General features: G+C 71.4%; 16 protein-coding genes. 5 read left to right on the top strand and 11 right to left on the bottom strand.

Annotated features, from left to right (window positions below; genetic code table 11):
• Positions 1–2: 2 nt before the first annotated feature.
• The 4 genes from ACFYPN_RS21880 to eccD form a co-directional block, all read right to left on the bottom strand.
• The gene (locus ACFYPN_RS21880; protein WP_389300245.1) at positions 3–1,382 is read right to left on the bottom strand and encodes a M16 family metallopeptidase; all 1,380 of its coding nucleotides are present in this window, start codon (positions 1,380–1,382) and stop codon (positions 3–5) included.
• Positions 1,379–3,589, bottom strand: coding sequence for a polyribonucleotide nucleotidyltransferase (locus ACFYPN_RS21875; protein WP_358756821.1), 2,211 nt, complete (start codon positions 3,587–3,589; stop codon positions 1,379–1,381). Before ACFYPN_RS21875 ends, ACFYPN_RS21880 begins: the two co-directional genes overlap by 4 nt.
• 342 nt (positions 3,590–3,931) lie before the next feature.
• Positions 3,932–4,222, bottom strand: coding sequence for a 30S ribosomal protein S15 (rpsO, locus tag ACFYPN_RS21870; RefSeq protein ID WP_003965855.1), 291 nt, complete (start codon positions 4,220–4,222; stop codon positions 3,932–3,934).
• A gap of 218 nt (positions 4,223–4,440) precedes the next feature.
• Positions 4,441–5,949, bottom strand: coding sequence for a type VII secretion integral membrane protein EccD (eccD, locus tag ACFYPN_RS21865; RefSeq protein WP_358756819.1), 1,509 nt, complete (start codon positions 5,947–5,949; stop codon positions 4,441–4,443).
• A 272-nt stretch (positions 5,950–6,221) separates the two neighbouring features.
• On the opposite strand from eccD, the gene eccCa reads away from it, so the two are divergent.
• Positions 6,222–10,193, top strand: coding sequence for a type VII secretion protein EccCa (gene eccCa / locus ACFYPN_RS21860; protein WP_389300243.1), 3,972 nt, complete (start codon positions 6,222–6,224; stop codon positions 10,191–10,193).
• A 328-nt stretch (positions 10,194–10,521) separates the two neighbouring features.
• On the opposite strand, the gene ACFYPN_RS21855 is transcribed toward eccCa, so the two are convergent.
• The 7 genes from ACFYPN_RS21855 to eccB all read right to left on the bottom strand — a co-directional run bounded on the left by ACFYPN_RS21855 (position 10,522) and on the right by eccB (position 17,861).
• Positions 10,522–10,821 carry a WXG100 family type VII secretion target gene (locus tag ACFYPN_RS21855; protein WP_358756786.1) on the bottom strand — a complete coding sequence of 100 codons (300 nt, stop codon included), beginning with the start codon at positions 10,819–10,821 and terminating at the stop codon, positions 10,522–10,524.
• Positions 10,822–10,883: 62 nt separating this feature from the next.
• Positions 10,884–11,246: a WXG100 family type VII secretion target gene (locus ACFYPN_RS21850; protein WP_389300239.1), complete on the bottom strand. Its 363-nt coding sequence runs from the start codon at positions 11,244–11,246 to the stop codon at positions 10,884–10,886.
• Positions 11,247–11,365: 119 nt separating this feature from the next.
• Positions 11,366–12,658 carry a S8 family serine peptidase gene (locus ACFYPN_RS21845; protein WP_389300237.1) on the bottom strand — a complete coding sequence of 431 codons (1,293 nt, stop codon included), beginning with the start codon at positions 12,656–12,658 and terminating at the stop codon, positions 11,366–11,368.
• 25 nt (positions 12,659–12,683) lie between these two features.
• Entirely contained in the window at positions 12,684–14,366 is a 1,683-nt protein-coding gene (locus tag ACFYPN_RS21840; protein ID WP_389300234.1) for a hypothetical protein, read from the bottom strand.
• The gene (locus ACFYPN_RS21835; RefSeq protein ID WP_389300231.1) at positions 14,363–14,719 is read right to left on the bottom strand and encodes a hypothetical protein; all 357 of its coding nucleotides are present in this window, start codon (positions 14,717–14,719) and stop codon (positions 14,363–14,365) included. The genes ACFYPN_RS21840 and ACFYPN_RS21835 overlap by 4 nt, the downstream gene beginning before the upstream one ends.
• A gap of 324 nt (positions 14,720–15,043) precedes the next feature.
• Positions 15,044–16,312, bottom strand: coding sequence for a type VII secretion-associated serine protease mycosin (mycP, locus tag ACFYPN_RS21830; protein WP_358756777.1), 1,269 nt, complete (start codon positions 16,310–16,312; stop codon positions 15,044–15,046).
• A 19-nt stretch (positions 16,313–16,331) separates the two neighbouring features.
• The gene (gene eccB, locus ACFYPN_RS21825) at positions 16,332–17,861 is read right to left on the bottom strand and encodes a type VII secretion protein EccB (RefSeq protein ID WP_389300228.1); all 1,530 of its coding nucleotides are present in this window, start codon (positions 17,859–17,861) and stop codon (positions 16,332–16,334) included.
• Positions 17,862–18,206: 345 nt separating this feature from the next.
• Here eccB and eccE point away from each other — a divergent pair, with 345 nt between their 5' ends.
• The 4 genes from eccE to ACFYPN_RS21805 all read left to right on the top strand — a co-directional run bounded on the left by eccE (position 18,207) and on the right by ACFYPN_RS21805 (position 24,011).
• Positions 18,207–19,544: a type VII secretion protein EccE gene (eccE, locus tag ACFYPN_RS21820; RefSeq protein WP_358756773.1), complete on the top strand. Its 1,338-nt coding sequence runs from the start codon at positions 18,207–18,209 to the stop codon at positions 19,542–19,544.
• 8 nt (positions 19,545–19,552) lie between these two features.
• Positions 19,553–20,248 (top strand): hypothetical protein, encoded by a 696-nt coding sequence (locus ACFYPN_RS21815; protein ID WP_358756817.1) that lies wholly within the window; start codon positions 19,553–19,555, stop codon positions 20,246–20,248.
• 83 nt (positions 20,249–20,331) lie between these two features.
• Complete coding sequence (locus ACFYPN_RS21810) at positions 20,332–20,565, top strand: DUF397 domain-containing protein (RefSeq protein WP_358756771.1); 234 nt, start codon at positions 20,332–20,334, stop codon at positions 20,563–20,565.
• Positions 20,566–20,897: 332 nt separating this feature from the next.
• A complete protein-coding gene (locus tag ACFYPN_RS21805) occupies positions 20,898–24,011 on the top strand; it encodes an SCO5717 family growth-regulating ATPase (RefSeq protein ID WP_389300224.1) in 3,114 nt (1,037 codons plus the stop codon).
• Positions 24,012–24,052 lie beyond the last annotated feature (41 nt).

The following is a 24,052-nucleotide window of genomic DNA, read 5'->3' as shown; positions in this document are numbered from 1 at the left end:
GCCTAGGAGACCGCTGTGTGGAGGCGGTCCGCCTGCTTGTCCTTGAGCGGGCCGATGACCGAGAGCGAGGGGCGCTGTCCGAGCAGTTCGGCGGCGACCGCGCGGACGTCGTCGGGCGTGACCGCCGCGATCTCCGCCAGCATCGCGTCGACCGACATCTGCTCGCCCCAGCAGAGCTCGCTCTTGCCGATGCGGTTCATCAGGGCGCCGGTGTCCTCCAGGCCGAGGACGGTGGAACCGGAGAGCTGCCCGATGGCGCGGGCGATCTCGTCGTCGGGCAGGCCCTCGGCCGCGACCTTGTCGAGTTCGTCGCGGCAGATCTTGAGGACGTCGTGGACCTGGCTCGGGCGGCAGCCCGCGTACACGCCGAAGAGGCCGCAGTCGGCGAAGCCCGAGGTGTACGCGTACACGCTGTAGGCCAGGCCGCGCTTCTCGCGGACCTCCTGGAAGAGGCGCGAGCTCATGCCGCCCCCGAGAGCGGTGCTGAGCACGCCCAGCGCCCAGCGGCGTTCGTCGGTACGGGCGAGGCCGGGCATACCGAGGACGACGTGCGCCTGCTCGGTCTTGCGGCCCACGACCTCGACCTTGCCGGCGGTGCGCAGGACGCGGGAGCCGTCGCGCGGGACCATCGGCACGGCGTCGGTGCGCGAGAGCGCGCCGGCCCGGTCGAATGCCTTGCGGACCTGGCGCACGACCGTGGCGTGGTCGACGTTGCCGGCTGCGGCGACGACCAGGTGGGTGGGGTCGTAGTGCTTCTTGTAGAAGCGGGCGATCCGGCCCCGGTCCAGCGCGTTGATCGTGTCGACGGTACCGAGCACCGGGCGGCCGAGGGGGGTGTCGCCGAACATCGTGTGCGCGAACAGGTCGTGCACGCAGTCGCCCGGGTCGTCCTCGGTCATCGCGATCTCTTCGAGGATGACTCCGCGCTCGGCGTCGACGTCCTCGGCCCTGATCAGCGAGCCGGTCAGCATGTCGCAGACGACGTCGATGGCGAGCGGCAGGTCGGTGTCGAGGACCCGCGCGTAGTAACAGGTGTACTCCTTCGCCGTGAAGGCGTTCATCTCGCCGCCGACCGCGTCGATCGAGGAGGAGATGTCCAGGGCGCTGCGCCTGCCGGTGCCCTTGAAGAGGAGGTGTTCGAGGTAGTGGGTCGCGCCGTTCAGGACCGGAGTCTCGTCGCGCGAGCCGACGTTGACCCAGATCCCGAAGGTGGCGGAGCGTACGGAGGGCAGGGTCTCGGTGACGACACGGAGACCGCCGGGGAGCACCGTACGGCGGACCGTACCGATGCCGTTGGTGCCCTTGAGAAGCGTTTGGGTACGGGCGACGGCCCGCGCCTTCGAGGAGGCGCGGGCCGTCGTCACGGAACTACGGGACGTCACTTGGAGGCGTCGTCCTTCTCGTCTTCTTCACCCTCGACGACCGGGATCAGGGAGAGCTTGCCGCGGGAGTCGATCTCGGCGATCTCGACCTGCACCTTGGAGCCGACGGCCAGCACGTCCTCGACGTTCTCCACGCGCTTGCCACCGGCGAGCTTGCGGATCTGCGAGATGTGCAGCAGACCGTCCTTGCCGGGCATGAGGGAGACGAAGGCACCGAAGGTGGTGGTCTTGACGACCGTACCCAGGTAGCGCTCGCCGACCTCCGGCATGGTCGGGTTGGCGATCGCGTTGATCGTAGCGCGGGCGGCCTCGGCCTGCGAGCCCTGCTGGGCACCGATGTAGATGGTGCCGTCGTCCTCGATCGTGATGTCGGCGCCGGTGTCCTCCTGGATCTGGTTGATCATCTTGCCCTTCGGGCCGATGACCTCACCGATCTTGTCCACCGGGATCTTGACGGTGATGATCCGCGGGGCGTTCGGGGACATCTCGTCCGGGACGTCGATGGCCTCGTTCATGACGTCCAGGATGTGCAGACGCGCGTCACGGGCCTGCTTCAGCGCGGCGGCCAGGACCGAGGCGGGGATGCCGTCGAGCTTGGTGTCGAGCTGGAGCGCGGTCACGAACTGCTTGGTGCCGGCGACCTTGAAGTCCATGTCGCCGAAGGCGTCCTCCGCACCGAGGATGTCGGTGAGGGCGACGTAGTGGGTCTTGCCGTCGATCTCCTGGGAGATGAGGCCCATGGCGATACCGGCGACGGCGGCCTTGAGGGGCACACCGGCGTTCAGCAGCGACATGGTCGAGGCGCAGACCGAGCCCATGGACGTCGAGCCGTTGGAGCCCAGCGCCTCGGAGACCTGGCGGATCGCGTAGGGGAACTCCTCACGCGACGGCAGGACCGGGACGATGGCGCGCTCGGCGAGCGCTCCGTGGCCGATCTCGCGGCGCTTGGGCGAGCCCACGCGGCCGGTCTCGCCCACCGAGTACGGCGGGAAGTTGTAGTTGTGCATGTAGCGCTTGCGGGTCACCGGGGAGAGGGTGTCCAGCTGCTGCTCCATACGGAGCATGTTGAGGGTGGTGACGCCCAGGATCTGGGTCTCGCCACGCTCGAAGAGCGCCGAGCCGTGCACGCGCGGGATGGCCTCGACCTCGGCGGCGAGCGTACGGATGTCCGTGACGCCGCGGCCGTCGATGCGGACCTTGTCCTTGATGACGCGCTCGCGGACCAGCTTCTTGGTCAGCGCGCGGTAGGCACCGGAGATCTCCTTCTCGCGGCCCTCGAAGGCCGGGAGGAGCTTCTCGGCCGCGATGTCCTTGATGCGGTCGAGCTCCGCCTCGCGGTCCTGCTTGCCGGCGATGGTGAGCGCCTTGGCGAGCTCGGTGGAGACGGCCTTGGCGAGGGCCTCGAGGACGTCGTCCTGGTAGTCCAGGAAGACCGGGAAGTCGCCGACCGGCTTGGCGGCCTTGGCGGCCAGCTCGGACTGCGCCTTGCAGAGGGACCTGATGAAGGGCTTCGCGGCTTCCAGACCGGCTGCCACGACCTCCTCGGTGGGGGCCTCGGCGCCGTCCTTGACGAGCTGGAAGGTCTTCTCGGTGGCCTCGGCCTCGACCATCATGATCGCGACGTCGCCGTCCTCCAGGACACGGCCCGCGACGACCATGTCGAAGACGGCGTCCTCGAGCTCGGTGTGCGTCGGGAACGCGACCCACTGGCCCTTGATCAGGGCGACGCGGGTGGCGCCGATGGGGCCGGAGAAGGGCAGACCCGCCAGGATCGTGGAAGCCGAGGCGGCGTTGATCGCGACCACGTCGTACAGGTGGTCGGGGTTGAGCGCCATGATCGTCTCGACGATCTGGATCTCGTTGCGCAGGCCCTTCTTGAAGGAGGGGCGCAGCGGCCGGTCGATCAGCCGGCAGGTGAGGATCGCGTCCTCGGAGGGGCGTCCCTCGCGGCGGAAGAAGGAGCCGGGGATCTTGCCGGCGGCGTACTGCCGCTCCTCGACGTCCACCGTGAGGGGGAAGAAGTCGAGCTGGTCCTTGGGCCGCTTGGAAGCGGTGGTGGCCGACAGCACCATGGTGTCGTCGTCCAGGTACGCGACGGCGGAGCCGGCGGCCTGCTTGGCCAGGCGGCCCGTCTCGAAGCGGATGGTGCGGGTGCCGAAGGTGCCGTTGTCGATCACGGCTTCGGCGTAGTGGGTCTCGTTCTCCACTAGTGATTTCTCCATACTCGTCGTCATCATCGTCTTTCGTCCTCCCGCCCGTGTGGCGGAGGACGGTGCGTGGAGAAGCGCACCTGGTGTGCGGGCCGGTCTTCGATCGAAGCCCCCGGGCGTTCTTTCCCGGGTGCCACTACCGAGGACCGGCGGCTGCGGGAGTGCGCTTCTCCTCGTGCCGTTCAGTTGTGTCGCGTCGTGCGGGTGGTGCGGTGGTACGGGTGGTGCGGTACTGCCTGTGGTGCCCACGTCCAGGTTACTGAGGTTGCCCCCGGTAGCGCACGTACGGCAAAGGGAGCGGCCCCCGGGAAGTGGGCGCCGCTCCCTCTCACAGCGTGCTTACTTGGCACCGCCGGCGGCACCGCGGCGGATGCCGAGGCGGTCGACGAGGGCGCGGAAGCGCTGGATGTCCTTCTTGGCCAGGTACTGCAGGAGGCGGCGACGCTGGCCGACCAGGATCAGCAGACCACGACGGGAGTGGTGGTCGTGCTTGTGCGTCTTGAGGTGCTCCGTCAGGTCCGAGATCCGGCGGGAGAGCATGGCGACCTGAACCTCGGGGGAACCGGTGTCACCCTCCTTCTGGGCGAACTCGGACATGATCTGCTTCTTCGTAGCGGCGTCGAGCGGCACGCGTACTCCTCTGTGGTGTTCGATGCGCCCACGAGTGCCCCTGGTCTTGATCTCAGGGGAGCTTCCGTGACTCGGAGGCGAAGGTCCGATGGGCGCTGCCCCCAGAAGGAACCGGGGACGCGTACACAAACGGCCACCGCACAGACTACCAGCCGCCGGGCAGCGCCCCCGCCGTCCACCCCCGCGCAGGCGGGAGCGGCCCCCTGGGGACGCGCGAATCAGCTGGTGAGGGACCTGATCGAGGTGTAGACGTCGAAGACGGCGAGGCACAGGGGCAGGAGCGTCAGCAGGACGAACGCCTCGGCGACCTCCAGGAAGCGGCCCCAGAACGGGGTGACCCCCTTGCGGGGCACGATGAGCCCTATGGCGGTGATCACCGCGGCGGTCGCGGCGACGGCCGCGGTGAGCCAGATCGTACGGATGTCGAGCGCCGCGGTATCGCCCCGCAGGGCGTCGATCATGATGCCCGCCGGGGGGCGCAGGCAGAGGCCGAGGCCGAGCAGCACCAGTGCGCCGAGGCCCGCGGCCAGCGCGCAGGCGACCTGTGCGGTGTAGCGGAAGAGGTGGGCGCGCATCAGCATGGCGCAGCCGGTGGCCAGGGCCAGCAGCTGTCCGAAGACGTCCGCGGAGAAGCCGAGGACGGCCGCGCCCGCGACGGCGACCATGGCGCAGCCGCCGGCGAGGCCGAGCAGCAGTTCGTGGCCGCGCCGGGCCTGGGCGGCGATCTTCACCGCGTCGACCGGGCCCTGGGGGGCGTGTTCGGCGGTGCCGTAGTCGCCACTGGTGGTGCGGGGCGGCTCGAAGCCGATGGGCAGGCGGGCGAAGCGGGTGGAGAGACCGGGCAGGAAGCCGAGGGCTCCGACGGAGAGCGGGGCGCAGACGGCCGCGGTCTCGGTGGGTTCGAGGTCGGTGAGGATCGCGGCGAAGGTCACCAGCACGCCGACGGCCGAGGCGAAGACGAACGCGACGAAGGGCCCGTCGCCGGTGGGCGCGACGATCACCAGGATCACCGAGACGACGAGGACGGCGACGCAGGCCAGCAGGAACTGGAGGCGGCCGATCCCCTCGCCCGCGCCCAGCGGCAGCAGGCCGGACCCGGCGACGGCTCCGTTGACGAGGGCGCCTGTGCCGAGGGCGACGGCCGAGCCGCGGTCCTCGTACACCCGGGCGCGCACTCCGGCGAGGGCGAGCAGCAGGACGGCGGCGACCGCGGCGATGACGCCGGGGAGGCCGTGCATGTCGTGCAGCGGGTCGGCGGTCCACAGGACGAAGCCGAGGAGGGCGAGCAGCACCGAGCCGCCGAAGAGGCCGGAGCCGCGCATCAGCGCGTCGCCCCAGAGGGTGCGGTCGCGGGCCACGGCGGAGGCGACGGCGTCGGAGACGTCGTCGAACACGGCGGGCGGCAGCGATTCGGAGAAGGGGCGCAGGGAGAGCAGCTCGCCGTCGAGGATGCGCTGGGCGGACAGGGTTCGTCCGCTCTCGAGGACGGTGCCGTCGCGGCGTACGAGGTGGTAGCCGACGGGTGCCCCCTCGGCGGGGCTCTGCCCGGAGAGCCGGAGGACCTCCGGGTAGAGGTCCGCGAGGGGGACGTCCTCGGGGAGGGCGACGTCGACGCGGCCGTCGGGGGCGACGACGGTCACCCTGCAGAATCCGGTTCCGTTGCCGGCCGGAACCCCTGGGCCGGTCCGGCCGGGTCCGGTGGTCGCCGCTCGGGCCGTCGTGGTCACCTGTCGCTCCCCCTCGTCGCGATGTGTCTCCGCCGAGAGCCGTCTCTCCGCCGAGACCTCGCTTGCCATGTCTCTCCGCTGAGGCGTGAGTCTTCGCAGCCCGTCCCGAATGACCGTTTTTCTGGCGGTAGTTCGCGGGTGCGTACACGCGTCGCGCTACCCTACCGCTCTCCGTCCGGCTGCTCCGTCAGTAGGATCTTTGCCCGGGCGGAGCCCGTCGCCACGGGGGCGCCGAGAGGAACAGATCTGTCCGGCAAGGGAATTGGTGAGTTGTGAGCCACATCGTGGTCAAGCGCCCTCCGCGCGCGCTGCCCTCCGAAGTGCCGGACGCCGAGGTGCAGTTGCAACCTCCTCCGGAGCTGCCGCGCGGGCAGCAGGAGGGCGCGATGATGCAGCTGCTGCCGATGCTCGGCATGGGCGGCTCGGTGGTCTTCTTCTTCATGACGCCGAACCCGATCATGCGGATCATGGGCATGATCATGATCGCGTCGACGGTCGCCATGGCGATCTCGATGCTGGTCCGTCACCGGCGCGGTACGCAGGGGCAGCTCGCCGACATGCGGCGCGACTACCTGAAGTACCTCACCCAGACCCGCCGCGAGGTTCTGCGGACGGCCCGCCTCCAGCGTGACGCCCAGTTCTATCTGCACCCCTCCCCCGAGCAGCTGTGGGCGCTGGTCGCCGAGGGCAGCAGGGTGTGGGAGCGCCGGGTCGCCGACGTCGACTTCGGGCAGGTCCGCATCGGCCTGGGCAACCAGGAGCTGGCCACCCCGCTCGTTCCGCCGCAGACCGCGCCGGTGGACGAGCTGGAACCGCTGACCGCCGGGGCGATGCAGCAGTTCCTCAACACCCACTCGTCGTTGGACGGGCTGCCGATGGCCGTCTCGCTCCGCGCCTTCTACCACGTGACGGTCAGCGGCGACCCCGACTCCGTACGTTCCTCCGCCCGCGCGCTCATCGGTTCGCTCGCCTCGCTCCACTCCCCCGAGGACCTGGTCGTGGCGATCGCCGCGGACCGGCGGTCGTCGCCGCACTGGGAGTGGGCGAAGTGGCTCCCGCACGTCCAGCTGCACGGCTCCACGGACGGGGCGGGCAGCCGGCGGCTCATCTCGACGAGCTCCACGGAGCTGGAGGAGCTGCTGGGGGCCCGTCTCGAAGGCCGCCCCCGCTTCCAGGCGGGCGGGCAGCCGCTGATGGACCAGCCGCACATCGTGGTGGTGCTCGACGGGGAGTCGGTTCCGCCGATGTCGGTGCTGGCCTCCCCCGAGGGCGTACAGGGCGTCACGGTCATCGAGGTCGTGCCGGGAGAGGTGACCGGTGGCCGCGGCGGGCTCTCCGTGGTGGTCCACCCGCACTCGCTCCAGCTGGAGTCGGGCCACGGGCTGGTCTACGAGGGCCTGCCGGACCTGCTGAGTTACGAGGCCGCGGAGGCGCTGGCCCGCCAACTGGCACCGCTGAACGTGGCGGCGGGCGGCGATGACGACGAACCCCTGCTGGCCAACCTGGAGTTCACCGATCTGCTGAACCTCGGGGACGCCTCGTCGGTGGACGTCTCCAGGACCTGGCGCCCCCGCTCGCAGGCGGAGCGGCTGCGCGTCCCGATCGGTGTCGGCGAGGACGGCGGCCCGGTGATGCTCGACCTCAAGGAGGCCGCGCAGGAAGGCATGGGCCCGCACGGCCTGTGCGTGGGCGCGACGGGTTCCGGCAAGTCGGAGCTGCTGCGCACGCTGGTGCTGGGGCTCGCCGTCACGCACTCGTCGGAGACGCTGAACTTCGTCCTCGCCGACTTCAAGGGCGGTGCCACCTTCGCGGGAATGGCGCAGATGCCGCACGTCGCCGCCGTGATCACCAACCTCGCGGACGATCTGACGCTGGTGGACCGCATGGGCGACTCCATCCGCGGTGAGCTGAACCGGCGCCAGGAGATGCTCCGCGACGCGGGCAACTACGCCAACATCCACGACTACGAGAAGGCGCGCGCCGCCGGTGCCCCGCTGCTGCCGATCCCCTCGCTGGTGCTGGTGATCGACGAGTTCAGCGAATTGCTCACCGCGAAGCCGGACTTCATCGAGATGTTCGTGCAGATCGGCCGTATCGGCCGGTCCCTCGGCGTGCACCTGCTGCTCGCCTCGCAGCGCCTGGAGGAGGGCCGGCTCCGCGGACTGGAGACGTACCTGTCGTACCGGATCGGTCTGCGGACCTTCTCGGCGGGCGAGTCCCGTGCGGCGCTCGGTGTGCCGGACGCCTACCACCTGCCGAACGTGCCGGGTTCCGGCTATCTGAAGTACGGCACCGACGAGATGGTCCGTTTCAAGGCGGCGTACGTCTCCGGGGTCTACCGCACGGGCGCGGAGCGGGCGTCGACGCCCGGCGGGCCGCTGCCGGTGGACCGCAGGCCGGTCGCGTTCACGGCGGCGCCGGTGCCGGTGCGGTACGTGGAGCCGGAGCCGCAGCCGGACGTGCCGGAGGCCCGCAAGAGTGAGGACGACGCCCTCGCGGACACCGTGCTGGACGTGATCGTGCGCCGGCTGGAGGGGCGCGGCGCCTCGGCCCACCAGGTGTGGTTGCCGCCGCTGGACAACCCGCCGTCGCTGGACGAGCTGCTGCCGGGCCTCGCTCCGGTACAGGGACGCGGCCTGACACAGCCGGGGTTCGAGGGCGCGGGACGCCTGGTCGTCCCGCTCGGCGTGGTCGACAAGCCGTTCGAGCAGCGGCGCGACACGCTGTACCGGGACTTCTCCGGTGCCGCCGGCCACATGCAGATCACCGGCGGTCCGCAGTCGGGCAAGTCGACGCTGCTGCGGACGCTCATCGCGGGGTTCGCCCTCACCCACACCCCGCACGAGGTGCAGATCTACGGACTGGACTTCGGCGGCGGCGGCATGGCGTCGGTCAGCGGTCTCCCGCACGTCGGCGGGATCGCCTCGCGTCTCGACCCCGAGCGGGTGCGGCGTACGGTCGCCGAGGTGTACGGCATCCTGACCCGGCGCGAGGAGTACTTCCGCAGCGCGGGCATCGACTCGATCGCCACCTTCCGCAGGATGCGGGAGCGCGGCCAGGTGTCGGTGGAGGACCAGCCGTGGGGCGACGTCTTCCTGATCATCGACGGCTGGGGCAACTTCCGCAGCGACTACGAGGGGCTGGAGGGGGCCGTCCTCGACATCGCGGGACGCGGGCTCGGGTACGGCATCCACCTGGTCGTCACCGCCTCGCGGTCCATGGAGGTGCGGGCCAACCTCAAGGACCACCTGATGAACCGGCTGGAGCTGCGGCTCGGTGACGTCATGGACTCCGAGCTGGACCGCAAGTCGGCCGTCAACGTGCCGGCCGGGGTGCCGGGCCGGGGTCTGACGCCGGAGAAGCTGCACTTCATGGCGGCGGTGCCACGCATCGACAGCATCAACTCCGACAGCGACCTCTCCGAGGCGACCGCCGCGATGAACCAGGAGGTCGCCCGCCACTGGACGGCGTCCCCGGCCCCGGCCGTACGCCTCCTGCCGCGCGAGCTGCCCGCGTCGGCGCTGCCGCCGGGCCACGCGCACCCGGAACGCGGCATCGCGTTCGGCATCGACGAGAACAACCTGGAGCCGGTCTTCCTCGACTTCGAGCACGACCCGTTCCTCATGGTGTTCGGGGAGAGCGAGTCCGGGAAGTCCAACCTGCTGCGCCTGATCATCAAGCAGCTGGCGGAGCGCTATGACGGCAGCAGTTGCAAGCTCTTCGTCATCGACAACCGGCGCTCCCTGCTGGACGTCACCCCGCCGTCGCACCTGGCGGAGTACGTGCCCATGTCCAACAACATGGAGCACCACATGGAGGCGCTCTACGACCTCATGCAGCGGCGTACCCCGTCGGCGACGGTCACGGCGCAGGAGCTGCGGGAGCGCAGCTGGTGGCGGGGCCCGACGGTCTACGTGGTCGTCGACGACTACGACCTGGTCTCCACGTCGAGCGGCAACCCGCTGAGCAGGCTCACCGAACTGCTGCCGTTCGCGCGGGACGTGGGGGTGCGCTTCATCATCGCCCGCAACACCGCGGGCGCGGGACGGGCCGCGTACGAACCGTTCATCCAGCGGATGACGGAACTGGGCGCCCAGGGACTGCTGCTCTCCGGCGATCCGAACGAGGGCGACATCATGGGCAACGTCCGCCCGCGTCCGATGCCCGCCGGCCGGGGCGTGTTCGTCTCCCGCCGCCGGGGCAACCCGCTGGTGCAGACGGGGCTGGTGGACGGCGAGCGGTAGCCACCTCCTTCCGCCGCGCGCTTCGATGCCGGGCCGGGTCCGCCTTTCCGGGGGCCCGGCCCGACGCCGTGAAGGCCCCGGCGGAGTTCCCGCCCTTCCTCTCCCGCGTGGCGCGTCACCACCGCTGCGGGCAGCGCCTCGTCCCGGCAACGGCTCGGCGCCCCTTCCGGTCTCGGAAGGGGCGCCGTCGTTCGTGCCGTCGTTCGTCCGCGGGTGCCGGACGTCCCCACGCGCGTGCCGGAGCGGCCGGGCGGGGTGTGGGCACCTCCCGCGCATGCCCACACACCGCCTCCTCGTGCCGCGCTCACCCCGGGAGCGTCAGCGGCCGCTACATGAAGTTCTGCGCGGCCTTCTTGTCGCCACCCTGGTACGCGGACGCGGCCTCGCGCACGGAGCGGGAGATCTGCAGCAGCGACTCGTGGATCGCCCGGGCGTCCTTGTCCCAGCCGGCCTGGGCGGTGTCGTACGCGCCCTTGGCCTCGCCCTGCCAGAGCTCGGCCACGGAGGCGACCCGGCTCTTGATCGCCGCGAGGTCCTCGTCGAGCTGCTTGCCCTGCCGCTCGATGGAAGCAGCGGCTGCGTCCAGGCTGGCGTATGTGACAACGGTCGTACCGTCGTTGGCCGACATGTGGTCCTCCGATTCGGAGTGGATACGGAACGACTGCCGCTCGGCGCGGTCAGTCGCGGGGGTCAGAAGCTGCTGAGGCTCGACGTGGGCGCGGAAGAGCCCGAGTCGCCGCCCGTGTAACCCGGCACCACGTCGATGCCGCGGAGCGCGGCCTCGACCTCGTCCTCGGTGTTCCCGGAGATGGTGCGGGCGGCCTTGATGGCCTCCTGGAAGTTCTGCAGCCGGTTGCCGATCGACACCATGTTGTCGTTGATCTGCCGCTGCTTCTCGTTGAAGGCGTTGGCGCCGATGCCCTTCCAGGCGCCTTCCAGGCTGTCGATCGTCGCCTGGAGCGTCTTCAACTGCCCCTTGACGGAGTCGAACCGCGTCGAGAGTTCGTTCTCCAGCTGAAGGAGACTGTGTTCTGTGACCTTCTGATCTGCCATGGACCTGGCTTCCTTTCGGGTTCTCTCTACGGACCGGCAGATTCTCGCCGGAAGTTCGTGGGTGGGCCGACCGCCCGTACAGACGCGGCCGGGGCCGGGGCCGTCGCCGGTCCGGCCGGTCAGACGGCGCCGCGGCGCCTGCGGAGGAAGTAGAGGGCGCCCCCGCCGAGAACGACCACGGCTACCACCCCGCCTGCGATCAGGCCGAGGTTGCTGCCGTTGTCCGTCGGCTCGCTGGAGCCTGCCACAACCTGGTCGTCACCGGATTTGCCCTGGGAGGGCTGTGACGAAGCTGAAGCAGAGGCGGACGGGGCAGCCGAGCCGGCGGGGGCCGGCGAGGCGGTGGACCCGGAGCCCGACACGCTCGTGCTCTTCCCGGTGAGCGGGCTGACGTCCGGGTCGCCGGGGGTGCCCTTGTGCTTGAGGAGGCTCATCGACGGGCGGATCAGACCGTGACCGAGGTATGCGCTGGTCTCGTCGTCGGCCCAGTCTCTGGCGGCCGTGTCGAAGAGGACCCGGAGGACCTGATTGGCGGTCCAGTCGGGGTGGGCGGACCAGACCAGGGCGGCGGAGGCGGAAGCGACGGCGGTGGCCGCACTGGTTCCGCTGCCATTGCAGTAGGACTGGAGCGCCTGGTCGCACCACATGGGGACGTTGGTTCCGGGGGCGGCCAGGTCAACGAAGCCACCATGCTGGGACGTCTTGGCCACCGTTCCCTTCTGGTCAGCCGAGGAGATACCGACAACCTCCTCGTACGCCGCGGGATACTCCGCGTCGTTGACCCCGTTGCCTTCGTTTCCCACGGCGGCAAAGAGCAACTTGCCCTTGGACAGGGCGTACTTCGCCGCCTCACGCTCCTCGTCCGCAGGAAAGTCGCTACCGAAGGACATGCTGATGATCCGCGCGTCGCTGTCGGCAGCGGCTCGGATGGCGTCTTCGCTGTCGTGGGCGTTGACGTGGTTGTTGTTCTGGAACTCGGTGTCGGAGATGCGGTACGGAATGATCTTCGCGTCCGGTGCCAGCCCCTTCAACCCACCCTTAACGCCCGTGCCGGCAATGAGTTCGGCCATGCTGGTTCCGTGTCCGGTGTAGTCGTCGTTCTCGTCACCGTCCGCCTCGGTGGCGTCCCAGCCCTTGAGGACCTGACCCCGGAGCGACGCCGTATCGGCGTTCACGCCCGTGTCGATGACCGCGACCGTGATGCCCTTGCCCGTGGAGACCTTCCACATCTCCTCGGCCTGCATGGCCTTGAGGTACCACTGCTCCGCCTGCACGTCCACCGCCACTGCGGACGGAGCCAGCCCGGCGAAGCAGGCACTCCACGCTGCGGTCGCGGCGAGCGCGCCGATCATTCGTCGGCGCGCGCCACGGGACACGCGGCGCGTCGGGGCATGGCTCATTTCTGCGCTCATCCTGACTTCCGAACCTTCCACGTGCCTACTCGATCACCGGGGGTGCGGCCTCGGGCCGTCCGGCCGTCCAGGTCTCTTCGTCTTCCGTCAGGTAGTCGGGCCGCGTCGACGCGTTGTTCTCTTCCTCTTCCTCGCGCTCCTGCCGCCCTCCGGGGCGTACCAGACCTACCCCTCCCGAGGTGAAGCCCTTGCCGCCCGAACGGCCGCGCGGAGTGCCGACGACGCCCTTCGAACCCGGAGTTCCCCGGCCGGTCGGCCGGCCCGCGGAGGAGCCGTTGCCGACAACTCCACGCTGGCCCGCGCTCCTCGCGGACGTGCCGCCCTGCCCCGTGTTCTGACCGCCGATCACCGTGCCGCGTCCGCCCGCCCGCGCGCCCGAGGCGCCGGAGGCAGAACCCTTCTGCTGGGGAGTTCCGCCCGTGATGCCGCCGCGTCCGGCCCGAGGGGTGGAGCCCGTGCCCGAACCACTCTGGCCCGCCACCGGGCGTCCGCCCGACACACCGGACCGGCCGGTGGCGGACGACGTGCCTCCAGTGCCGGCGGAACGCCCGACAGCCTGGGAACCACTGGACCGCCCCGCGTTTCCGGTGGCCGTCCGCTGAGCTGCCGAGGTGCTTCCGCCCGAGAGCCCTGCCCGCGTGGAACCCTTCGGGGTGCCGGTGGTGCCGGAAGCCGGCTTCACGCTGCCGCCCCGCACCGAGGTGCCGAGCGGACCCGTCGTGGGGAACAGCGTGCTGCTGGGCCCCGGTGACGAACCCGTGGCAGCGGGCACGGTCGGCGGGCCGGTCGTCGCGGTGGGGGGTGCGGAGGGCGTGGTGACGCTGTCGATCTCGGTGCGCGTGCCGCCGTCCAGGACGGGCTTGGTGGTGGTGCCCAGATCGTCGGCGGTGTGGTGCGCCTGGGGGCTGCTCACCTCGCCGGTCACCGACTTCACCGTGCCGGAACTGGTGGAGTGCTTGGGAAGGCTGCCGCCTGTATGTCCGGAAGATCCGACAGGGGTAACCGGCTCTTTGTAGAAGCCCTTCGGGCGCGGCATGTCCACCGACAGCTTCATGTCGAACCGCGGCGCCTCCTGCGTGGCCAGCACCTCCGAGGTGACGGAGTAGTAGGAGGCCAGCCGGTTCGCCTGGTTGATGGCCTCCTGCCGGTGTTGCTCGACCCGCACGGCAGCCGTGTACTCCGGGTTGCTCTCGATGCGCTCCGGGGCGGGGATGTCCTTGACGTCCTTGCGGATCGCGCGGCCGTCGCGCGGGGGCAGGGAGCTCTTGACCGAGGCCAGCCCGGTGCCGGCGACGGTGATCTGGGTGGCGGCCGAGTCCGCGAACTCGCTGAGCCGGGTCGCGTGGGCCACCAGGCCCGCTCCCCAGTCGCGGAACGCGATGTTGGCCTCGCCCTTCCAGTCCACGACGGCGATGTGGTCGCCGAGTTCCTTCGCGGCTTCCCTGATCGCGTCCCGGGCCTTGTAGAGCGCCTGCCCGGCGGCTTCCAGGTCCGCCGGGTTGGAGTTCTCGACCAGGTCGATCATCGCGTTGAGGTCGTGGCCCTCGAAGGAGGTACGGCCTGCCGGGCGGCCCGAGCCGCCGAAGAAAGAGCCCGCCACCTCGCGGACCCGCTCGGTGATGTCCGTACCGACGATCTGCGCCGCGACCCGGCTGTGGTCGTACGTCTGCTGCTCGGCCGGGGTCAGCTCCGGCTGGTTCTCGGTCATTCGGCTGCCCACCCTGAGTCGACCGTGCCGTCCTGGTTCTGCTTCCGGTTCTGCTGGTGCTCCTTGTCCAGACGGGCCTGGATCACGTAGAACCGGCGCCGCACCTCGTCCTCGGTGTTGTCCATGCCGACGGCGGCGGCGTGGACGCCGAGGCTGAGGTATTCGATCTGGTCACCGAGCGTCTTGGAGAGCGAGGTGAGCGACTCGTGGACGCGGGTGTACTGGGAGTAGAGGGCGTCCGCCTCGGCGAAACCGGCGTTCCCCCCGCTGAACGAGGTGCGCGAGATCTCGTGGGCCCCGATCTTGGTACGGCCGGCCGCCGAGCTCTCCAGGTCGGCGAGGAGTGCGTCCACTCTCTTCTTGAACCGCTCCAGCGCGCCTACGCCATGCTCAAGGTCGGCTTTACCGCCGGTAGAGCTTCCTCCGCCATCTGCGAGCACGGTGATTGCCTTTCCCCCGTTGTTCTGGTTTGCACAAGCCGTCCTGCGTTGCGATCGCATCGGGACGCCCCACGGCGATCACACACCCCATACTCTATCCACAGCCTCTTGCGGGTCCAACTGTGTTGTCAGCCTTGTGACTTACAGATGGACAGTTCGCAGGAACGGCCCGTACCGGCATCTTCTTGCCAACCGACCACCGTGCGAACGGTGGTGGGGACGGCAAGAGCGCAGGGTTCATGCGCCGGGCGCCCCGGAGAACCGGCGCCGACGCGCGTCGCGCAGCGCCACGGCGACCCCCGCTATCGCGGCGACCAGCACGCCAGCGCCCACCACGACGTACGTCGCGAGGCGGGTGTTGCGCTCCTCGGGCGTCTCCCCCAGGGTGAGTTCGGCCGGGGTGGGGGCCTCGGCGCCGCTCATTCCTTCACGTGCGGTCGGTTCCTTGACCGGCTTGTCGTCCTCCGTGAGGGCGCGTACCGGATCGACGACTCCCCAGCCGACCAGGCGGTCGTGCCCTGCGACGGACCGCTCGGCGGTCTGCTCGATCTGGGCGACGATCTCCTCCTGCTCCCACGTGGGGTGCCGGGACTTGATCAGGGCGGCGACCCCCGCCACGTAAGGGGCGGAGAAGCTGGTGCCGTTGTCGGCGCAGTGCCCTCCGGCGGGCACGGTGGAGATCATGTCCACGCCGGGGGCCGCGACGCCCACCCAGGGGCCGGGCTGGGAGAAGCCGGCGCGCTCGTTGTTGCGGTCCGAGGCGGCCACCGCCAACACCCCCGGGTACGAAGCGGGGTAGGTCCTCTTGTCGGTCGCCTCGAGTCCGTCGTTGCCCGCCGAGGCGACCACGACGACCTCCGCGGCGAGCGCGTGGTCGACGGCCTCCTTGAGCGCGGCTTCGGGTTCCACCGCGTTGGCCGTGTCCTGGGAGATGTTGATGACGTCGGCGTGGGCGGTGTCGACGGCGTAGACGATGGCGGCGGCGAGGCTCTTCGCCGTGCCGTGTCCCTGCGCGTCGTTCTGCTGGATCGGGATGATCGTGGCGCCGGGGGCGAGGCCCACGAAGCCGGTGTTCTTCGCCTCCCGTGCGGCGATGATGCCGGCGACCTTGGTGCCGTGACCGACGGTGTCCGTCGTGCCGTTCTCCTTGCCGCGCGGCAGGGGCTCGCCGTTCTCGTCCTTGATGCCCTTGGCCATCAGGTTGATCCCCGCCGAGGCATCGACGGCCTTCTTCAGCTGCGGGTTCACCGTGTCGACCCCGGTGTCGATCACCGCGACCCGGACGCCCTTCCCGGTGGAGCGGCTCCAGAGTTCGTCGAGCAGTACCCGCTGGAGCGACCAGGGGCGGCCCGCGTACGGCTTCGAGGGGAAGGTGCACTGGGTGAAGTCGTCGGCGACCGCGGGGGCGACCGGCACGGAGACCAGGGTGACGGCGGTCGCCGCGGCGACCGTCAGGGCACGCCGCTTCCGTGGCCGTGCGGGAGTAGCAAAGTTCAAGGGGGTCATGGGCTGTCCGCCGCCCTTCTCAGGAGCCCTGCGGCTGACGGGCAGCCGCGGTCGACAGTCGGGGACCGGTCGGCAGGAACTCGGACCAGGCCGCCGGGACCGGGGCCGGGGTGACCTTGCCGTACCCGAGCCGGTTCTGGGCCTGCTGCGCCTCGGCCAGCCGCTCGGCCTTCTCCTTGGCCGAACCGGATTCACCGATCCCGGAATCGCTCTCGGCGCTGTCGCCGTTGGACTGCATCGCGTACCGCAGCCCGGTGTCGGTGACCAGGAACAGATACCCGGTGGAGGTGTCCGAGCCCTTGAACTGGCGGAAGAGCTGACCCGAGCCGGGGGTGACGTACGCGCTGCTGGATCCGGTGGGCAGGGTGGCGGGGAAACCGGTGCCCGCCCAGGTGGAGAGGGTGGTGGCGCCGGTGTCACCGTTCACCTCGCGCAGCACGCTGCACACGGTGTTGCGGCTACCGCTCGCCGTACTCGCGGAGTTGACGGCGCGAGGGGCGTCCTTCGGCCATTTCTTGTCGCCGCCGAAGGACTGGCCCGGCGCGATGGCGGCGGCGCTGACCGCCTTCGCGGCACCCGCCTGGCCGAGGCCGATGAGGTCACGGCTGCTGAGGAGCAGCTTGGCGGTGAACTCGGACACCGGCGCCACCCGCCCCCGCAGGACCACGTACTTCTGGGTCGAGGTGCCCGAGGTCGCTTCGAGGACCATGCCGACCTTGTCGAGGGCGGGGTCCAGGTCGCCGCCCACCCCGGCGTCCTCGCCTGGCGTACCGGGGACGACCGGGAAGGTGATGGGGTCGCCGGTGTGCAGGGTCGCCAGCCAGGCGGAGGAGACCCGTTGCGGAGTGCGGCGCTCGCCGACGAGGGTGCGCAGCAGCAGTTCGTCCTTCTTGTCGACGGTGTACGCGCGGCCCTGGGCGTCCACGACGTGGCGGGCGCCGTCCGGGTCTTCGACGTACATCAGCTCCCCTGCGGTGAGGCGTTGGGTGCCCTCGGTCTTCTTCTCCTCCCGCTGGGCGAAGACGAAGGCGGCCTTCTGGATCGCCCGGCCGCCCTCGCCGGGGCGCTCGCAGACCGCCCACCGCTTGGCGGCGCCCGCGTCGCCGGTGCCGGGCAGCCGGTCGGGGGCGTAGGGAATGCCCAGGGTCGCGCCGTGCGGAATCCGGCCGCTGTCGAGTTCGGACTCGGCGACGTTGACGACCTTCCCCTTGTCCGGGTCGAGCAGCAGTTTCGCGGAGGACATGTTGAGGACCGGGTGGAGCTGGGTCTTGCCGTTGGTCTTGAGGACGACGTAGCGCGTCGTCGACTTGCTGGCGATGATGACGTTCTCGTTGGGGGTGTCCCAGCCGGTGGGCGCCACGGGCTTGAACATGCCCCAGGCGCCGAAGACCGCGAGGATCACGACGCCGGCGACGGTCCCGGGGACCACCGCGCGCAGGGGGCGTGGTGCGCCCTCCTCGGAGCCGCTCGGGTGGGGTTGCACGAACTGCGCGATCAACCTCCGCTTCGCGAAGGTGTAGGCGTTGAGTTCGTCCCGCCTTGATGCCATGATCCGCTGCCCCTTCTCCCCGACGGGCGACCAGATAACCACATCCGTTGGCGGATTCAGTCGTCGCACCGGCGCCCCTACTATGCCTGTTGACGGTGCGCGGACACCCCTCAGGTAGGGTGATCGCCCCGTCAACACCCGCGGGAAAAGCTGAGGGCCGTCCCGCACTTCGTGGTGGATCGGCGCGCGGCGTCGGATGCGGTGCATCGCAAGGCGGAGGGACGGCCACGTACGGGATGTACGCGGCCGTTCCGACAACGCGGCGAGGTGCCGTAGCTGTCGTCGCGCACCCGCCTTGAAGTGCGGGACAGTCCTTGAACAGGGACACGAGGGGGCAACACGGCGATGGGCACTGCGACGCGCGAGCGTACGGGCCGGGGGACCGCGGACGCGTCCGGCACTTCCCGGCGGCAGCGCCGCGGCCGACGGCCCGGGACCGAACCGGCCGCTTCCTCCGCTCCCGCCGCGGCGGTACTGCGACCGGCCGCGCGGACCAGCCGGGTCAGCCCTCTGCTCCGGCAACTGGTGCTGGTCGAGGTGGCGTTGGGCGCGGCGGCGGTGGGGGCCGCGCTCGGCGGGATGTGGATGGTTCCCGGCATGGCGGTCGCCGGCGTCCTGGTCGTGATCGCGGTCATCCGGCGGCGCGGCACCGCTCTGCAGGACTGGCTGTCGACGGCGTTCGCCCTGCGGGCCCGGCAGCGGATGCCACTGAGCCACCAGCCCGACGCAGAAGCGTCGTTGGGGCCGATCGCGGAGAACGTGCCGGGTTTCGCCCCCTTCGTCTACATCGACCGGGAGCGCCGTACGGTCGGGATGCTCGGCGACGGCACCTTCCTCACCGCCGTGGTGCGGGTCGAGGCGAGCGGCGAGGCGCTCCGCCCGGCGTTCGGCGCCCGGGCGCTTCCGCTGACGCTGCTCGGCGAGGCCCTCGAGGTGGACGACATCGTGCTGGAGTCGGCGCAGTTGGTGCAGCAGGTCCGCTGCGCCCCGGCGCCGCACCTCCCGGAGCGGTCGGTGGCCCGTCTCTCGTACGCCCCTCTGCAGGAGCAGACCGGGGCTCCGGCGCTGCGGATGACGTGGGTGGCGGTGAAGCTCGACCCGGAACTCTGCCGTGAGGCGGTGGAGGCGCGCGGGGGCGGGGTCGCCGGTGCCCAGCGCTGCCTGGTGCGGATGGCGGACCACGTGGCGAGCCGGCTCACCGGGGCGGGGTTCCGGGCGACGGTGCTCGACCAGGAGGAGCTGAACGCGGCCGTGGCCACCTCGGCCTGCGCGAACCCGATCCAGTCGGCCCGTGCCGTGCGCCTGGAAGCGGCGGCGCAGCGGCGGACGAAGGAGACGTCGCGGGTGTGGCGGTGCGACGACCGGTGGCACACGACGTACGCCGTCGACCGCTGGCCCGAGTTGGGCCGCGGCGCGACGCCGCTGCCCAAGCTGGTGGCGCTGCTGACCTCGGTACCGGCGTACGCCACGACGTTCAGCCTCACCGTGCGGCGCGGCGCGCACCAGGGCGCGGTGTCGGTGGCCGGGCACGTACGGATCACCGGCGGTTCGGACACGGAACTGGTGAGCGTGCGCAGGACGTTGGTGCAGGCGGCCCGGGTGGCCAAGGTCGGTCTCGTACGGCTGGACCGCGAGCAGCTGCCCGGTGTGCTCGCCACTCTTCCGCTGGGAGGCGCGCAGTGAGCCGGATCATGTCGCGGCACGGGTTGCGGGGTCCGCGTCACGCGGGCCACACCATCGCGGCGGACCACCTGGGCGCGCTGTCGCTGCCGGTCGGCGACGACGGTGTGGTGATCGGCAACGACGCGGAGAACCGCCCGCAGATCATCGGGTTCCACCGCCCCGCCCCGTACGACGTGCTGCTCATCGGCGGCCTGTGGACGGCTCAGGTGCTGGCGCTGCGCGCGGCGGGCACGGGGGCGCGGGTCGCGGTGGAGACGGGCCGCACCCAGGCTTGGACCACGCTGGCGCAGGCGGCGGGCGCCGGACTCGAATGCGTCTCCCTCCACGAGGTGGGCCGGGTGCCCCCCACGGGCGCGACGGTGGGCAGTCCGGTGGTCGTCGTACGGGACTGCGGGATGCGGCCTCCCCGCGGCCGGGTCGTCTCGTCGCCGTGGCAGTCCGTACTGACGCTGCTCCCCTATCTGAGCCCGGTGGCACCGCGGTTGATGCGGTCCTCCTCACTGGTGGGGGTGCAGCGGGTCTCGCCCGCCGAGGCGGACCAGATCGGCCGCATCCTCGGTCTCTCCCGCGTCGAGAGCGAGGCGCTGCCGACGCTGGCGGACGGCGTCACCCTCTGGGTGTCGGGGCGTGAGCACCACTGGGTGATGACGAACGCGACGGACGCGGAGACCGGTCTGCTGGGCACGGCCCGCAGGATGGACTGAATCCGTCCGGTTCCGCCCCCGGGCGGGCCCGTTCCGTGGACGATGGAACCCCACGTCACCGTTCGATCGAAAGGGGCGCCGCAATGGGCACCCAGCAGGAGAAGGACGAGCTCTACGCGCTCGACATCACGGACGCCGTGTGGCTGAGCGCCCCCGGTACCGAGGACGAGGAGGAGCGGGTCGAGATCGCGCACCTGCCGGAGGGTGCGGTCGCGATGCGTTCCTCGCTGGACCCGGAGACGGTGCTGCGCTACACCGAGGCGGAGTGGCGGGCCTTCGTACTCGGCGCCCGGGACGGGGAGTTCGACCTCAAGTAGCCCTCGCGGAGGGTCGGGGCGGTGGTCCGGCCGGACTGCCGCCCCTTTCGCGTACGCACACGTCGGACCGGCCGTCGTGGCCGCCGCCGGCGGGCCCGCGCGGGTCGACTCGGCTCGGTGCGGGCGGATGTGACGGAACGGACCGCCCACTGCCCCCGCTACGGCCTGACGAAGGGGGGGCGATGGCGATTAGGGTGGGGTGTGGGCGTGTCGCGGTACCTTCGGGCGTGCGGCGCGCGGCCCGGTGGGAGAGCCGGGCGTATCGGACAACGGGGAGACGGTCGCCCCTACCCACCACGGCACCAGGGTGCTCGACCACACCAGGAGGCACAGTGAACAGCGATCGGGACGAGATGCGCGAGGGATGGAACACACCCGGCGACGAGTCGTCCGACGCCGATCCCGCCGAGATGACGGGTGAGTTCACCATCGACTACACCCCGCCCGCCTGGTACACGCAGAACGCCGTGGGCGACTCCTCGGGCGCATCCGGTACCCCTCCCACTCCGCCGCCCCCGAACGGGCCCCCGCTCTCGGTGCCGGGACTGCCGTCCCAGGGCGGGTACGAGCGCGCCTGGACGGCTGCGGCTCCCACGCCGCCGGTACAGCCCGCGCCGCCCGCCATTCCCGCGCAGCCCGCGATCCCGGTGCAGCACTCGGCCCAGCAGGGCGAACAGGGGCCGCCCGCGGCTCCGTTCGGAGGCGGTGACGTGGAGAGCGGGGCCACCATGCGCTTCTCGGCGGCGGCGCTGAAGCGGGAGTTCGCCGCCCGCGACGCCGAGGCCGCGGCCGCGGCAGCCGCCGGTACGGGCACGGGCACGGGCACGGGTACGGGCGAGGCGCCCGCCTCCGCACCGCCCGCCGTCCCCCCTGCACCCGCACTCGCGCCGGAGAGCTCCGCCCCCGATGCGGAGGTGCACTCCCCTGCCGATGCCTCCGACGCCGACGCACCCGCCCGGGACGATGCGGCCCGTCCGGACGGGGCTCCGGATGACGTCTCCCGTGCGGAAGCCGGCACCCCGGCTGACACCACCGACACCACCGACGCCACCGACACCACCGACACCACCGACGCCAGTGCCACCACCGAAGCGGCCGGTGCCACCGACGCGGTGGCCGCTTCGGAAGCGGCCGAGAGCCCCGGCGACGGGAGCCCGACGGACCCCACCCCGGAAGACCAGGAGCCCACCCCCTCGGACGTCGCACCCACGGACGTGTCCGCTCCGGAGACCGCGGGCGCTCCGGCCACCCCGGCCATCTCCGCCGCTTCCTCCTCTGCGGACGAGTCGGCCACCCCGTGGGACGCCGCCGCCCCGGTCGCCGGTGAGGCCCGCCCGCCGGAGCAGCAGAACCCGGCGGACCGGGCCGTCCCGGTGCCCTGGTCTCCCGCTCTCCCGGCAGCTCAGGCGCCGAACGCGCTGCCCCCGCTGCCGCCCGCCTTCCACCCGGCCGGGCCTCAGCCCGGCGCCCCGGAGCCGGTACCCCAGTGGCCCGCCTCCCCCGACCGTCCGGCCGGAGGCTACGGCTCCCCCCAAGCGCCTCAGGCGCCTCAAGCGCCCCAGGCACCCCAGCCACCGGTCCCCCAGCCGCCGCAGGCGCCTGGGCCCCACGCGCCGTACGGGCAGGGCGGTTACGGCTTCCCGGAAGGGCAGCAGCCGTACCGGCCGTACCCGCCGCAGAGCGGTCAACTGCCCCCGCAGGTAACGCCGCAGGCCGGCTACGGGTTCCCCCAGCCGCCCCTGCCCCCGCAGCCCCTGCCCTCTCAGGCGCCGGTCCCCCTCCCCCCGCCGCAGATTCCCGACGCGCAGGCCGGCTACGGCTACCCGCAGGGGCCCCCGCCGCCCCACCAGCCGTACGCGCCCCGGGGGCACGTGCCGCAGCAGGGCCAGGTGCCCCAGCAGCAGGGCTGGTCCCCGCAGCCCTCGCAACTCCCGCAGTCCCCGCACCTCCCCCAGTCCCCGCAGGAGCACACCCCGTTCCCCGCGCAGGGCGTCCCCGCTCCGCAGCCGCCCTCTCCGCAGGAGCTCCCGCAGCAGGGGCCCGCGCAGCAGCCGGTCGATCCCCGGAGTGGGACCGCCTGGCCGACCCCGGTCACGCACGACCAGCGTGAGCGCTCGGTGCCGGGCGCCCCGCTCGGGTACACCGCCGCCGTGGAGCTCTCCTCGGACCGGCTGGTGCGGGGCAAGCAGAAGGCGAAGAGCAGCCGCAACCCCTCGTCGGCCTCCCGTTTCAAACTGGGCGGCAAGAAGGAGGAGGCGGACCGGCAGCGCAAGCTCGAACTGATCCGGACGCCCGTGCTCTCCTGCTACCGCATCGCCGTGATCAGCCTCAAGGGCGGCGTGGGCAAGACCACGACGACCACGGCGCTGGGCTCGACGCTGGCCACCGAGCGGCAGGACAAGATCCTCGCCATCGACGCCAACCCGGACGCCGGGACGCTCGGCCGCCGAGTGCGCCGGGAGACCGGGGCGACCATCCGCGACCTGGTCCAGGCGATCCCGTACCTCAACTCCTACATGGACATCCGCCGCTTCACCTCGCAGGCGCCCTCCGGGCTGGAGATCATCGCCAACGACGTGGACCCCGCGGTCTCCACGACCTTCAACGACGAGGACTACCGCCGGGCGATCGAGGTACTGGGCAAGCAGTACCCGATCATCCTCACCGACTCGGGTACCGGTCTGCTCTACAGCGCGATGCGCGGGGTGCTCGACCTCGCGGACCAGCTGATCATCATCTCGACGCCCTCGGTGGACGGCGCGTCCAGCGCCTCCACCACTCTGGACTGGCTCTCCGCGCACGGGTACGCCGACCTGGTGCAGCGTTCCCTGACGGTCATCTCCGGGGTCCGCGAGACCGGCAAGATGATCAAGGTGGACGACATCGTCCAGCACTTCCAGACACGGTGCCGGGGCGTCGTGGTCGTCCCGTTCGACGAGCACCTCGCGGCGGGGGCGGAGGTCGACCTCGACATGATGCGGCCGAAGACCCGCGAGGCGTACTTCCACCTCTCCGCGCTCGTCGCGGAGGACTTCGCGCGGGCCCAGCAGCAGCAGGGCCTGTGGACCTCCGACGGCCAGAACCCGCCGCCGCAGTACGCGCCGCCGATGCCCGGGCACCAGCAGTACCCGCCGCAGGCGCACCCCCAACAGCCGTATCCGCAGCAGCCGTACGGGGGACAGCAGCCGGCCCAGCAGCCGTACGGAGGGCAGCAGCCGTACGGGGGACAGCAGCCGCCCCAGCAGCCGTACCCGCCGCAGTCCTACCCTCCGCAGCAGGGCAGCGGCTGGCAGCAGGCACCGCCTCCGCCCGCACAGCCGTACGGGGGACAGCCGTCCCAGGAGGGGCAGGCTGGCCAGGCAGGACAGCCCGGACGGCCGGGTCCGGACGGCCCCTGGCCCGCGCCGGGGTGGCAGCAACCGCCGTCCGCGCCGCCCCACCAGTAGCGCCGAGAGGTTCAGACCAATGAGGGCCCGCACCGTTGTCA

Origin of the sequence: Streptomyces sp. NPDC005576, assembly GCF_042871745.1 — a bacterium.
GTDB lineage: Bacteria > Actinomycetota > Actinomycetes > Streptomycetales > Streptomycetaceae > Streptomyces.
The sequence above is the reverse complement of the archived record's forward strand: the minus strand, read 5'-3'. Positions and strand labels throughout refer to the sequence as shown.